Here is a 12,194-nt window from a genome sequence, read left to right on the forward strand (position 1 = left end):
ATGAGGAAGGCATTATTGCTTACAGCCGCGGTGCTGGCGCTGACGGCCGGACAGGCCCTGGCGGCCAAGAAACAGTTGGTCATCGTCGTGAAGGGCCTCGACAACCCGTTCTTCGAGGCGATCAACCAAGGTTGTCAGAAATGGAACAAGGAAAATCCGGACTCCGAATATGAATGCTTCTACACTGGTCCTGCATCGACCTCCGATGAAGCCGGCGAGGCGCAAATCGTTCAGGATATGTTGGGCAAAGCGGAAACGGCGGCCATCGCCATTTCACCGTCGAATGCCAAACTGATCGCACAGACGCTGAGAACGGCAAGCCCTAAAGTGCCTGTCATGACGCTCGACGCCGACCTTGCGGCAGAAGACTCAGCACTGCGCAAGACGTATCTCGGCACCGACAACTATCTGATGGGCGCACGCATCGGCGAATACATCAAGAAGGCAAAGCCGAAGGGCGGCAAGATCTGCACGATCGAAGGCAATCCTGGCGCCGACAATATCCTGCGCCGCGCTCAGGGGATGCGTGACACCCTGACCGGCCAGAAAGGCCTGGCCGAGCTGAAAGGCGAGGGCGGGTGGACGGAAGTTGCCGGTTGCCCGGTCTTCACGAACGACAACGGCGCCACCGGCGTGCAGGCGATGACCGATATTCTCGCCGCCAACACCGACCTCGATGCCTTCGGCATCATGGGCGGCTGGCCGCTGTTCGGCGCGCCGCAGCCCTATCGCGACCTGTTCAAGCCGATGGCTGAGAAGATTGGCAAGAACGAGTTCGTCATCGGTGCGGCCGACACGATCGGCGATGAAGTCGCCATCGCCAAGGAAGGCCTCGTGACGGCACTTGTCGGCCAGCGGCCATTCGAGATGGGCTACAAGGCACCATCGGTGATGATGGATCTGATCGCCGGCAAGCCGGTCGAGGATCCTGTTTTCACCGGCCTCGATGAGTGCACGAAGGATACGGTCGATACCTGCATCCAGAAATAGTTGGCAGGAGGGACAGCGGGTGGGCGAAGATCGTCCGCCCGCTGCTCTTTGACGGACGAATGCGGCGATCACTGCGCCGCCGATGTCCGCTCCAGCCTAGCGACGACCTTCTCGCTCGTCAGTTCCCGGACTGCATCCTTGCCGATCCAGCGGGCTGTCCGGTCGTCCGACGCGGCAAGGCTCTCGGCAAGTGCCAGCGCGCGACCATGACAGCGGAGGTTGCGTTTGCCGATGTTTCTCAGCGCCCAGTTCACCGCCTTGCGCACGAAATTGCGCGGGTCGGCAGCATGTGCCGCTATGAGCGGAAGCCATGCCAGCAACGTCTCGTCCGGCTCTTGCTTCAAATGAACGGCAGCGCCTGCCATCATCGCGAAGGCGGTTCGCCGGACAAACTCCCGATCATCGGCTGCGAATTCGGGGACTAGTGCCTCGATGCGGGCCTCGACGCAAAGATCGGCCGCGCAATCGACTATTTCCCACGAGTCGAAATCATCGGCCCAGGTTCGCGCGATATCTGGTGTGAGCTTCTTCGGTTCGGCCGTATAGAGTGCGAGTAGACGCGCCTCGCGGACGTTGCTTTGCCAAAGCTCGAGGGCACGGGCGTGGTTTCGCTTCGCTGCTCTGGCGATCTTTTGGAGGTCTGGATTGGAGATTCCGAGCGCCGTTTCGGTGACGATGCCGAAACGGGCCATACCTGCGATATTTTCCTCCGAGCGCAACGCCTGCAGATGCGCAATCAGCTCCGCGGCGGTGGAGGAAGGACCGATCATTTCTCGAGTCGAGCCAACAGCGAGGACGTATCCCATCTGTTGCCGCCCATGGCCTGTACGTCGCCGTAAAACTGGTCGACAAGGGCGGTGACTGGCAGCTTCGCGCCGTTGCGGCGCGCTTCGTTGAGGACGATACCGAGATCCTTGCGCATCCAATCGATGGCGAAGCCGAAGTCGTACTTGCCCGCGTTCATCGTCTTGTGCCTGTTCTCCATCTGCCAAGAGCCGGCGGCACCCTTGGAGATAACCTCGACAACCTTCTCGATGTCGAGGCCGGCGCGCTTGCCGAAATGAATGCCTTCCGCGAGCCCCTGGACGAGACCGGCGATGCAGATCTGGTTGATCATCTTGGTCAGCTGACCGGCGCCGGCCGGTCCCATGAGGCCGACCATGCGGGCGTAAGCATCGATCACCGGCTTCGCCTTCTCGAACGTGGCTTCATCGCCGCCGCACATGACGGTCAGAACGCCGTTTTCGGCGCCTGCCTGCCCGCCGGAGACGGGGGCGTCGATAAAGCCACAGCCCTTGTCTTTCGCCGCGCCATAAAGCTCGCGGGCGACTTCTGCGCTCGCGGTCGTATTGTCGATCAGGATCGCACCCGGCTTCATCGTCTCGAGAGCGCCGTTCTCCGCCATTGTCACTGCGCGGAGATCATCGTCATTGCCAACACAGGTAAAGACGAAATCAGCATCCTTTGCGGCTTCCGCGGGCGTGGGGGCTGACTTGCCGCCGAATCTCTCCGCCCAGGCGGCGGCCTTTCCTGCGGTCCGGTTATAGACCGTGACGTCATGGCCGCCTTTCACCTTGAGGTGGCCCGCCATGGGAAACCCCATCACGCCGAGACCGATGAATGCGACTTTTGCCATGTGCCTATCCTTTCGCGATTGCAGGGCACGAGGATTAGCCGAAAGTACCGCGCGCGAAAAGTCGCCGGGGCCGCAAGTGACCTCGCAGCGGAAAAATTTTCCCCGAAAGCAGCGAATACTGGTCCGGATAATCCCGCAAGCGCACAAAGATAATAAATATAAATGTCGATTGAGTTTATAGAGTTTATCAGAATTGGAGTATCGAAACATTGGAGCGGTGAGACCTGCCGACTTCCAAGGAGGAACAACTGTGATTTCACGACGTCAAACACTGGGGCTTTTCGGCGCGGCTGCGGCCACGGCATTGTTGCCGGGAATCAAAGGCGCGCGTGCGGCAGCGTCCGAGTTCCGCATCGGCTGGCAGAAGAACGGGGTACTCGCTTTGGCCAAGCGGCGCGGCGCGCTGGAAAAGCGGCTTGCCGACAGAGGCATCACCGTCAGCTGGTCGGAATTCACCTCCGGTCCGCCGCTGCTGGAGGCGCTCGGCGCAGGTGCGCTCGATTTCGGTGCAACGGGCGACGTGCCGCCGCTTTTCGCCCAGGCGTCCGGTGGACACCTCTACTATGTGGGACTGTATCGGGGCAGTTCGGCAGGCTCGGCAATCCTTGTCCGAAATGATTCGCCGATCCAGACGCTCGAAGACCTGAAGGGCAAGAAGGTCGCTTTCAAGCGCGGTTCGAGCGCCCACAATGTAACGGTCAAGGCTTTGCGCAAGGCTGGCCTGACGCCGGAAGATATCGAGGGTCTGGATCTCAGCCCGCCGGACGCGGCCGCTGCTTTCAAGAACGGCAGCATCGATGCATGGTCGATCTGGGATCCATATCTGGCCATTGCTCAGGCCGATCCCGAAACTCGGGTTCTGACCACGGCCGAGGGCATTGTCGACTCCTACAGCTTCTTCCTTGCGAATGCCGAGTTCACCGATGCGAACGGACAGGTCATCGTCGACGTGCTTGATGAACTTGCGCAGGTCGGCCGGTCCGCACAGAGCAATCTCGAAGCGACAGTCACGGAGCTCTCCGAAATCACCGGCGTGCCGCCGGAGGTAACGCGCGTGACGCTGACGCGTGCCGGCGCCGATCTCGGCAGCGTATCCGGCATTACGGACGCCGCTGCGGCCTACCAGCAGGCGCTGGCAGATGAGTTCTACAAGCTCGGCATCGTCCCGAAGCAGCTGAAGACCGGCGATATCGTCTGGCGTGCGAAGGCAAGCTGATTTCAATTCCGACTAGAAGGCATCAGATCCATGACCGGCAAACACGATCCTATCAATTTTCTCTGGTTCATCCCGACCTCGGGGGATGGCGCCTATCTTGGCTCGAACGAACAGACGCGTGCTCCAGAGATCGGCTATCTCACGCAGATTGCCCAGGCAGCCGATCGCCTGGGCTATTCTGGTGTATTGCTGCCGACGGGCGTGGCCTGCGAAGAATCCTTCGTTACCGCCGCAGCTCTTGCCGCCAAGACCGAGAGGCTGCAGTTCCTGGTGGCAATCCGTCCTGGCACGGCCTCGCCGGCATATTACGCGCGTCTAACGACGACGCTCGATCGTATTTCGAACGGGCGCCTGCTGCTCAACATCGTCGTCGGCGGCAGTCCGGCAGAACTTGCAGGCGACGGCATTCATCTCGCGCATGACGAGCGCTATGCCCATGCCGATGAATTCTTCACCGTTTTTGAAGAGCTGCTTGAAAAAGGTACCGCGAGCTACGACGGCAAGTACATCAAGGCGACAAATGCGCGCCTTGGCTTCCCCTCCGTCCAGAACCCGCGTCCTCCGCTCTATTTCGGTGGTTCGTCGGACGCCGGCATCGATTTCTCGGTCGGTCGCGTCGACAAGTACCTGACCTGGGGCGAGCCACCGGCCCAGGTTGCCGAAAAGGTTCAAAAGGTGCGCGCCGCTGCCGCGCAAAAGGGGCGCGAGGTCAGCTTCGGCATTCGCCTGCATTTCATCGTCCGCGAAACGGACGAGGAGGCATGGGCAGCGGCCGATCGCCTGATCTCGAAACTCGACGATGAGACGATCCGCGAGGCGCAGGAGCGCTTCGTCAAGGAATCCGATTCTGTCGGCCAGAAGCGCATGGCGGCATTGCACGGCGGTCGCCGGGAAAAGCTGGAGGTCTCGCCGAACCTGTGGGCCGGTGTCGGCCTAGTGCGCGCCGGGGCAGGGACGGCACTGGTCGGCTCGCCGAAGACAGTGGCCGCGCGCCTGCGCGAATATCAGGATGTCGGTATCGATACCGTCATCGGATCCGGTTATCCGCATCTCGAGGAGGCCTACCGCGTTGCCGAGCTGCTGTTCCCCGAACTCGGGATCACGCGCCAAGAGCAGCGACACGGCTTCCAGACCGATTTCGGCAAGCATCAGGTCTTCGGCGGCGGCAGCCATGGCGGAAACCTGAAAGTGGTCTCCGGCTCCTGATCCGCCAATTGGCGCCGCCCCGGTGTCGGGCGGCGCTTTTTCATTGGGGAACGCACCGGGTCCGGAAGCTAGATAGAGTACGCAGAAGCGAGGAAATTCTTCATGTCGACTTTCGATACGCCGATCGGGCGGGCGCTGACCGAGCGCGCTGAACGCAAGAGAAGCCTCCGAGTCTCGCTTCCGGGGCGCGATAAGGTGTTTCCCTTCCTCGTGCCCGTGGCAATCATTGCCGCCTGGCAGCTGGCCTCGTCAGTCGGCTGGATCTCCTCCCGCATCATGCCATCACCTGTTGACGTCGCCGCGGCCTTCTGGTCGACGACCGTCACCGGGCAGCTTCCCCATGATATTCTGGTCAGCGCCGCCCGCGCCTTTGCGGGATTGCTGGTCGGCGGCTCGATCGGTTTCCTCCTCGGCATCGCCAACGGCGTCTCGAAAGTCTCGGAGCAGCTGACGGATACGACACTGCAGATGCTGCGCACGATCCCGCATCTCGCCATGATCCCGCTGGTCATCCTCTGGTTTGGGATCGGCGAAGAATCGAAGTTATTCCTGACCTCTCTCGGCGTGCTTTTTCCGGTCTATCTCAACACCTATCACGGCGTTCGCAACGTTGACCGCGATCTGATCGAGATGGGCGGGGTCTATGGGATGGGAAGCTGGACCTTGTTCCGGAAAGTGATCTTCCCCGGCGCGCTGCCGTCGATCTTCGTCGGCCTGCGCTATGCGCTCGGCATCATGTGGCTGACCTTGATCGTGTCTGAATCGATCGCGGCTTCATCAGGCATCGGTCACATGGCGAATAACGCCCGCGAATTCATGATGACCGACGTGGTCGTGCTGGCCCTGGTGATCTACGCCGTTCTCGGCAAGCTTGCCGATGTCGTTGCCCGTGCCCTGGAGCGCCGGGCGCTCAAATGGAACCCGGTTTACGAAAAGTAGGAGTGGCGCCATGACCATCATCGCGCATGAGCGTTTTCAAGGGGCTGCGGATGAAATTGAATACGAGACAGATCGTGCGACACCGGCCGGCACCGGTGCTGCGGCAATCACGCTGAAGGGACTTGAGAAAAGCTTCGGCAGCAACCGCGTGCTGCGCGGTATCAACCTCCACATTCCGGCCGGCCAGTTCGTCGCTGTCATCGGCAAGAGCGGTTGCGGCAAGAGTACGCTGCTGCGGATCCTGATGGGGCTCGACGAGCCGACGAGCGGCGAACTGCATTTCGAAAACCCCGATGGCGCGGATTCCGAGGCGAACGCCCGGATCGTGTTTCAGGAGCCTCGTCTGCTCCCCTGGCTGAGCGTCGCCGAAAATGTGGCGGTCGGGCTCGGTGACGGGATCGACAAGCGGGTCGCCGCCGCTGAGGTCGAGGCGGTACTCGGTGAGGTACAGCTTGCCGAGAAGGTGAAGGAATGGCCGGCTCGTCTTTCAGGCGGCCAACGGCAGCGTATCGCGCTGGCGCGGGCACTTGTGAGCAAGCCCGGCGTCCTGGCGCTCGACGAACCGCTCGGCGCACTCGACGCACTGACGCGGATCACCATGCAGGAACTGCTCAATCGCGTATGGCGAGAGCTGGGCTTTACCGCGGTGCTGGTCACGCATGATGTCAGCGAGGCGGTGCATCTTGCCGATCGTGTCATCGTCCTGGACGAGGGGCGCGTTGCGCTTGACCTGGCGATCCCCTATCCGCACCCGCGCCGCCACGGCAACCCGGAGCTTGCCGAACTCGAAGGGCGACTGCTCGCGGTGATCCTGGGGACGGACACCGCTCACTGAACTGAACCGTTCGTGATGTCCGACAGGCGAATCTCAGATCGCGCCGTCGACGATCACCATCGGTGTGCCCTGCGAGCAGCGCTCGATGCGGGCGTTGATCTTATAGATGTCGCGAAGCATGGCGTCTGTGATGACGTGCGACGTCGGCCCGCTCGCCGCCATCATGCCACTGGCAATGACGATCGTGTTCTCACAATAGCGCAGCGCGTGATTGAGGTCGTGGAGCGCGATCAGCACGATCATTCCGTTGCGGCGGGCAAGGTCGGCGATAAAGCTTAGCACTTCGACCTGTCTGTGGAGGTCGAGTGCAGAGGTCGGCTCATCCATCAGCAGCACTTCAGGCTTGCGGACCAATGCCTGCGCGAGGGACACGAGCTGACGCTGACCTCCGGACAGTTCGCCAAGGCCGCGGAAGGCGAGGTTTTCGATACGGAGGGCCTTCAGGATCTCATCGATGCCATCAAGCTCGTCGTCGGCGACCCGCCAGCCGCTGCCTTGCTTGGCCGACAGAAGGATCGATTCAAACACGGTCAGTACGGCATTGGCGCCCGTATCCTGCGGCATGTAGCAGATCGTTCGCGATCCGCGATCGGTGTCGGAAAGCTCGACCAGTCCGGGACCCTTCACCAAGCAAGCAATCCGCTTGAACAGCGTCGACTTGCCGGCCGCGTTGGGGCCGATGATGGCGGTGACGCTGCCGCCTTTCAGATCGTCGATGCTCACGTTTGATAGAACGGTCATGCGCCCGTAGGCGGCGCCGACGTCTGCGAGGGCCAGCGCTACCATGCGCGCCTCCTGTTGCTGAAGATGAGAATGAAGAAAAAGGGTACGCCAACGAGCGCCGTGATGACGCCAATCGGCAGGATCGCCCCTGGGATCAGGATCTTGCTGACGACCGATGTCACCGACAGGAGAAGTGCGCCACAGATGACCGAACCCGGCAGGAAGAAGCGCTGATCTTCGCCGACAACCATGCGGGCGATATGCGGGCCGACGAGCCCAACGAAGCCGATCGTGCCGACGAACGACACCGGGATGGCGGCCAGAAGGCTGACGATCATCATCGTTTGCAGACGCAGCCGGCGGACGTTGATACCGAGACTGGCGGCCTTGTCGTCCCCGAGCCGCAGGGCGGTCAGCGCCCAGGCCTGTCGCATGAAGAGCGGCACAGTGACAGCAAGCACCGCGGCAGTGAAATAGACCTTCGCCCAAGTGGCCTTGGTCAGGCTGCCCATCGTCCAGAAAACGACGGCGGCCAGCGCCTGTTCGGAGGCGAGGTATTCCAGCAGCGACAGTGCGGCATTGAAGGTGAAGACGAGGGCAATGCCGAGGAGCACGATCGTTTCGACGCTCACGCCGCGCATGGTCGAGGCAAAGTGGATGAAGAGCGCAGCCGCCATCGCCATCAGGAATGCATTCAGCGGCACCATGTATTCGATCGCGCCCGGAAAGATCGCAACGCCGCCGACAAGTGCCAGAGCGGCGCCGAAGCTCGCGGCGGCGGAAATGCCCAGCGTGAAGGGGCTCGCCAGCGGGTTTGAAAGGATCGTCTGCATCTGCGCACCCGCCACGGAAAGCGAGGCACCGACGGTGACCGCCATCAAGGCAATCGGCATGCGGATATCCCAGATGATGACCCGAAGCTGGTTGGCAGCCGCGGCGGGGTCAAAGAGCGCCGACAACACGTCCGAAAGCGCATAGTTGGCAGGCCCGAGCGCCATATCGGCCGAGATGCTGAAACAGAGCGCCGCGGTGAGCGCGACAAGGATGAGGATACGGCGAAACGCAAGGGCGCGATATTGCTCGCGCCCCGTCGTTTCAACCTGAACCTGACCGAATGAGGCCATCAGTTGGAGCCTTTTTCAAGAGAAACGAAATAGCCCGGCTTGTACGTCACCGGCAGGAACTTCCTGTGGAATTCCGCGAAGTCGGCTTCGGGATCGAGATCGGCGAAGAGTTCCGGGTGAAACCACTTGGCGAATTGCTGAATCGGGAAGAACTCGTAGGGCGCGCCATAGAACTGATGCCAGACGGCATGCACGTTGCCGCTCTTCACGGCCTTCAACTCAGGAAATGGTGTGCGTGTCATGAGATTTGCCAGCTTCTCGCGCGCCAGCGTCATATCCGCGCCGCGCCCAACGGGCACGAACTGGTTGATGTCGGATTCGGCTGCCCAGTTTGATCCGGTAACGATGACATGCTCCGGATCCGAGATGACGAGTTGTTCGGGATTGAGATCGCCGAACGTTGTCTTGATGCCGTCGGCAGCAACATTGTGGCCGCCAGCCTGTTCGACCATGGCGCCGAAATTGACCGGGCCGAAGGTGCGGCAGCACGTGTTTTCGCCGGAAATGCCGGGCGCGCGTTCGATAAAGACGCTTGGCCGCTTGAGATCCTCGACGGTCGCAAGTCTGTCGGTCACGCGCGCAATCTCGGCGCGGCGATAGGCGATAAACTCCTTGGCCCGCTCTTCCGCGCCGAAGAGCTTGCCGACAAGCTCGATCGAAACCTCGCTGTTTTTGTCCGGATCAATTCGGAAATCGAGATAGACGACCTTGATGCCCGCGGCGGCCGCCTTCTCCTCGAAACCGCTTTCCTTTGCGGACTTTTCCGATTCGAGATTGAGCGTGATGACATCCGGCGACAACGAGATCGCTGTTTCGAGGCTGAAATCGCCCTGGGGCACATAGCCGAAACGCGGTAGTTTCTCGATCTGTGGGAAACGTTCGGCGTAGGCCTTGTAACTGTCGGGGTCCTTCTTGATGAGGTCGTCGCGCCAACCGACGATGGTGTCGAAGGCCTGCTCACCCTTGAGCGCCGCGATCACATGGATCTGGCGCGCCTCGCCAACGATGACGCGCTTGGCGGGCAGGTCGGCCTCGACCGTGCGGCCGGCGACATCGGTGATTTCCGCTGACAGGACGGGGGTGGTCAGGAGCGCCAGCGAAAGGGCGGCAACGTGCCGGAGTGTCGTGAACCGCATGGAGACCTCTATTTGAAGCAAAAACGAACCGAGCCGCACGTTTGCGGCTCGCCCTGCGGTGCGCCGGCTGACCTCTCGGGTCATGCCGGCTGCGTCTTACCGGTCGTCCTTCAACGAAACGAAGTAACCCGGCTTGTACTCCAGTGGCAGGAAGCGGGCGTGCAACTCCTTGAAGGTTGCCTCAGGGTCAAGATCCGCGAAGAGATCCGGATGCAGCCACTTTGCAATCTCCTGGATTGCCACGAACTGGTAGGGGTTGTTGTAGAACTGGTGCCAGATGGCGTGAACGTTCTTGTCTTCGACGGCCTTCACGCCGGTAAAGGCAGGGCGCTTGGTCAAGGCCTCGAGCTTGCGGTGCGCTTCCTTGAGGTCCGAGCCATAGCCGACGCCGACCCAGGCGCCGCCTGGCACATACTTATCCCAGTTGCCGCCGGTGATGATGATCTGGTCTGGATTGGAGGCGATGATCTGCTCCGGATTGACGGTGCCGAAGGTGCCCGGAATGATGTCCTTGGCCATGTTCTTGCCGCCTGAAATCTCGACCATCTTGCCGAAGTTCTCGTCGCCGAAGGACATGCAGCAATCGTCGGAATAGCCGCCGGCGCGCTCCACGAAGACGACCGGCTTGGCCGGGTTGTTCTTTTCGAGAACGTCGGTCACCCGCTCGATGCGGTCGGCGCGGAACTTGATGAAGTCCTCGGCGACAGCCTCCCTGCCCATCAATTGACCCATGATGCGCATGCTGGGCTCGGTGTTTTCCATCGGCTTTTCGCGGAAATCCACATAGACCAGCGGGATGCCGACCTTGGCGAGCTTCTCGATATAGCCGGCTTCTTCGGTTGCTGTCTTGGCGTCGACGTTCATCAGGATGACATCGGGCTTGAGGGCCACGGCCTGCTCGATATCGAAGGTACCGTCCTTCATGCCGCCGAAGGTCGGAAGCTTGGTGATGTCGGGATACTTCGTAAGATAGGCCTGGTAGGATTCAGGATCGGCCTTGGGCAGGTCGTCGCGCCAGCCGACGACGTGCTCAAAAGGTGCTTCCTTGTCGAGGGCGGCCAGGAAGTAGATCTGCCGTCCTTCGCCGAGAATCATGTGATTGACGGGAGCGTTCACTTCGACGCTACGGCCGGTGACATCCTTGACCGTGACCTTGTCGGCCAGGGCCGGCAGGACCATGGAGACGAGAAGACCCATTGCAAGCGCTGCTGTTTTGCCTGTAAGTCGCATCGAAAAGTATACCCCCGTGGAAAACTTTTCGTCGTCTATTATTTTCTGACTTAAACAGTCAAGTTATATCTATTAGAACGATTTCAAACTGAAATAGCGATTGGCATGAGCATGAGTGAAATGGGAATTGCAGGCGGGCACAACTACGGGCTTCGCGAGGAGATCAAGGCTTACTGGTCGGCCCGCGCGGCGACCTTCGATCTGTCTCCCGGGCACGAGATTTTTTCCGAGCCCGAGCGTGTTGCCTGGCATCGCCTGATTCTAAAGCATCTGGGGCCCGGCGACGGCAGGCTGGCCCTCGACCTCGCAAGCGGCACCGGCGTTGTTTCCCACTTGATGGACGATCTTGGGTTCAGGGTCACGGGGTTGGATTGGGCTGAGCCGATGCTCGAGCGGGCGCGCGCCAAGGCAAAGGCGAGGGGACGGTCTATTTCATTTCGGATGGCGGACGTCGAGGCGACGATGGAACCCGATGCGACGTACGACGTCATCATAACCCGCCACCTCGTCTGGACACTCGTGGATCCCGAGGCGGCTTTTTCCGAATGGATGCGCGTCCTGAAGCCCGGCGGAACGATTCTGATCGTCGATGGTGACTTCGTGAAGGCGGGCCGTGTGGAACGGATGCTGAAAGCACTTGCGAAGACCATGGAGAGGGTCGGTTTGCTCAAGGCTGATCCGCAGCATGCACCGCTGGAACTGATGAAAAATCACAACGACATCGTTTCGCGCGTTCATTTCTCGAACGGGGCGCGGGCCGAGCTGGTCGCGGGAATGCTCGGCGGCGCGGGCTTCGAAGGCATGACGATCGACACGAACCTGCGCGAAATCCATAAGAGCCAGGCGAAGCACTGGAATTATCTGAAGGCGCTGTCACGTGGCATCCAGCATCGTTTTGCCATCAGTGCACGTAAACCGGGCGGCTGAGGCGGCCACCAGGAACTGCAACAACGAGCGGCGATCCTCGAGGCGGCTAGAACAGCAATGCATTGACCGTGACGATCACGAAAAAAGCAACGACGACCAAGGAAGCTGCCCACACAACCGTGCGGTTGGCATTGGCCAGGACTTGTGGTCTGGGGCCGCGCTTGGGATTGAATTTGTGCCGCCGCTTTAGTGCGGTTCCACTGTGTGAAGATCGCTTCTCTGCAGCCATACC

13 protein-coding genes are annotated in these 12,194 nt (G+C 60.9%); 6 read left to right on the forward strand and 7 right to left on the reverse strand.

Translation table 11 applies throughout. The features are described from left to right. Positions 1-990 carry a substrate-binding domain-containing protein gene (locus LPU83_RS49180; protein ID WP_024312842.1) on the forward strand — a complete coding sequence of 330 codons (990 nt, stop codon included), beginning with the start codon at positions 1-3 and terminating at the stop codon, positions 988-990. 68 nt (positions 991-1,058) lie between these two features. Here LPU83_RS49180 and LPU83_RS49185 read toward each other — a convergent pair whose 3' ends face one another. Together LPU83_RS49185 and LPU83_RS49190 are read right to left on the reverse strand one after the other, a co-directional pair. After that, the gene (locus LPU83_RS49185; protein ID WP_024312841.1) at positions 1,059-1,760 is read right to left on the reverse strand and encodes a DNA alkylation repair protein; all 702 of its coding nucleotides are present in this window, start codon (positions 1,758-1,760) and stop codon (positions 1,059-1,061) included. Then, positions 1,757-2,626 (reverse strand): NAD(P)-dependent oxidoreductase, encoded by an 870-nt coding sequence (locus LPU83_RS49190; protein WP_024312840.1) that lies wholly within the window; start codon positions 2,624-2,626, stop codon positions 1,757-1,759. Before LPU83_RS49190 ends, LPU83_RS49185 begins: the two co-directional genes overlap by 4 nt. A 250-nt stretch (positions 2,627-2,876) precedes the next feature. Here LPU83_RS49190 and LPU83_RS49195 point away from each other — a divergent pair, with 250 nt between their 5' ends. The 4 genes from LPU83_RS49195 (at position 2,877) to LPU83_RS49210 (ending at position 6,822) form a co-directional block, all read left to right on the forward strand. After that, complete coding sequence (locus tag LPU83_RS49195; RefSeq protein WP_024312839.1) at positions 2,877-3,842, forward strand: aliphatic sulfonate ABC transporter substrate-binding protein; 966 nt, start codon at positions 2,877-2,879, stop codon at positions 3,840-3,842. 30 nt (positions 3,843-3,872) lie between these two features. Then, positions 3,873-5,048: an FMNH2-dependent alkanesulfonate monooxygenase gene (gene ssuD, locus LPU83_RS49200; RefSeq protein ID WP_024312838.1), complete on the forward strand. Its 1,176-nt coding sequence runs from the start codon at positions 3,873-3,875 to the stop codon at positions 5,046-5,048. A 102-nt stretch (positions 5,049-5,150) separates the two neighbouring features. Continuing rightward, positions 5,151-5,987, forward strand: a complete 837-nt coding sequence (locus tag LPU83_RS49205; RefSeq protein WP_024312837.1) for an ABC transporter permease subunit — start codon at positions 5,151-5,153, stop codon at positions 5,985-5,987. Between the two features lie 10 nt (positions 5,988-5,997). Beyond that, positions 5,998-6,822: an ABC transporter ATP-binding protein gene (locus tag LPU83_RS49210; RefSeq protein WP_024312836.1), complete on the forward strand. Its 825-nt coding sequence runs from the start codon at positions 5,998-6,000 to the stop codon at positions 6,820-6,822. A 33-nt stretch (positions 6,823-6,855) separates the two neighbouring features. Here the strand turns inward: LPU83_RS49210 and LPU83_RS49215 are convergent, their stop codons facing one another. The 4 genes from LPU83_RS49215 to LPU83_RS49230 all read right to left on the reverse strand — a co-directional run bounded on the left by LPU83_RS49215 (position 6,856) and on the right by LPU83_RS49230 (position 11,035). After that, complete coding sequence (locus tag LPU83_RS49215) at positions 6,856-7,608, reverse strand: ABC transporter ATP-binding protein (protein WP_024312835.1); 753 nt, start codon at positions 7,606-7,608, stop codon at positions 6,856-6,858. Then, positions 7,602-8,669 carry a FecCD family ABC transporter permease gene (locus LPU83_RS49220; protein ID WP_024312834.1) on the reverse strand — a complete coding sequence of 356 codons (1,068 nt, stop codon included), beginning with the start codon at positions 8,667-8,669 and terminating at the stop codon, positions 7,602-7,604. The genes LPU83_RS49215 and LPU83_RS49220 overlap by 7 nt, the downstream gene beginning before the upstream one ends. Then, the gene (locus tag LPU83_RS49225; RefSeq protein WP_024312833.1) at positions 8,669-9,805 is read right to left on the reverse strand and encodes an ABC transporter substrate-binding protein; all 1,137 of its coding nucleotides are present in this window, start codon (positions 9,803-9,805) and stop codon (positions 8,669-8,671) included. Before LPU83_RS49225 ends, LPU83_RS49220 begins: the two co-directional genes overlap by 1 nt. Before the next feature lie 96 nt (positions 9,806-9,901). Then, complete coding sequence (locus tag LPU83_RS49230) at positions 9,902-11,035, reverse strand: ABC transporter substrate-binding protein (protein WP_024312832.1); 1,134 nt, start codon at positions 11,033-11,035, stop codon at positions 9,902-9,904. 111 nt (positions 11,036-11,146) lie between these two features. Here LPU83_RS49230 and LPU83_RS49235 point away from each other — a divergent pair, with 111 nt between their 5' ends. Next, a complete protein-coding gene (locus tag LPU83_RS49235; protein ID WP_024312831.1) occupies positions 11,147-11,962 on the forward strand; it encodes a class I SAM-dependent methyltransferase in 816 nt (271 codons plus the stop codon). 46 nt (positions 11,963-12,008) lie between these two features. Here the strand turns inward: LPU83_RS49235 and LPU83_RS73610 are convergent, their stop codons facing one another. Continuing rightward, positions 12,009-12,191 carry a hypothetical protein gene (locus LPU83_RS73610; RefSeq protein ID WP_024312830.1) on the reverse strand — a complete coding sequence of 61 codons (183 nt, stop codon included), beginning with the start codon at positions 12,189-12,191 and terminating at the stop codon, positions 12,009-12,011. Positions 12,192-12,194 lie beyond the last annotated feature (3 nt).

The sequence above is a fragment of the Rhizobium favelukesii genome (assembly GCF_000577275.2).
Taxonomy (GTDB): Bacteria; Pseudomonadota; Alphaproteobacteria; order Rhizobiales; family Rhizobiaceae; genus Rhizobium; species Rhizobium favelukesii.

Bases quoted from the DNA above. Each gene is read 5' to 3' on its own strand.
- LPU83_RS49230 (WP_024312832.1), bottom strand. From the start codon at position 11,035: ATGCGACTTACAGGCAAAACAGCAGCGCTTGCAATGGGTCTTCTCGTC.
- LPU83_RS49190 (WP_024312840.1), bottom strand. From the start codon at position 2,626: ATGGCAAAAGTCGCATTCATCGGTCTCGGCGTGATGGGGTTTCCCATG.
- LPU83_RS49180 (WP_024312842.1), top strand. From the start codon at position 1: ATGAGGAAGGCATTATTGCTTACAGCCGCGGTGCTGGCGCTGACGGCC.
- LPU83_RS49185 (WP_024312841.1), bottom strand. From the start codon at position 1,760: ATGATCGGTCCTTCCTCCACCGCCGCGGAGCTGATTGCGCATCTGCAG.
- LPU83_RS49225 (WP_024312833.1), bottom strand. From the start codon at position 9,805: ATGCGGTTCACGACACTCCGGCACGTTGCCGCCCTTTCGCTGGCGCTC.
- LPU83_RS73610 (WP_024312830.1), bottom strand. From the start codon at position 12,191: ATGGCTGCAGAGAAGCGATCTTCACACAGTGGAACCGCACTAAAGCGG.
- LPU83_RS49210 (WP_024312836.1), top strand. From the start codon at position 5,998: ATGACCATCATCGCGCATGAGCGTTTTCAAGGGGCTGCGGATGAAATT.
- LPU83_RS49220 (WP_024312834.1), bottom strand. From the start codon at position 8,669: ATGGCCTCATTCGGTCAGGTTCAGGTTGAAACGACGGGGCGCGAGCAA.
- ssuD (WP_024312838.1), top strand. From the start codon at position 3,873: ATGACCGGCAAACACGATCCTATCAATTTTCTCTGGTTCATCCCGACC.
- LPU83_RS49235 (WP_024312831.1), top strand. From the start codon at position 11,147: ATGAGTGAAATGGGAATTGCAGGCGGGCACAACTACGGGCTTCGCGAG.
- LPU83_RS49215 (WP_024312835.1), bottom strand. From the start codon at position 7,608: ATGGTAGCGCTGGCCCTCGCAGACGTCGGCGCCGCCTACGGGCGCATG.
- LPU83_RS49205 (WP_024312837.1), top strand. From the start codon at position 5,151: ATGTCGACTTTCGATACGCCGATCGGGCGGGCGCTGACCGAGCGCGCT.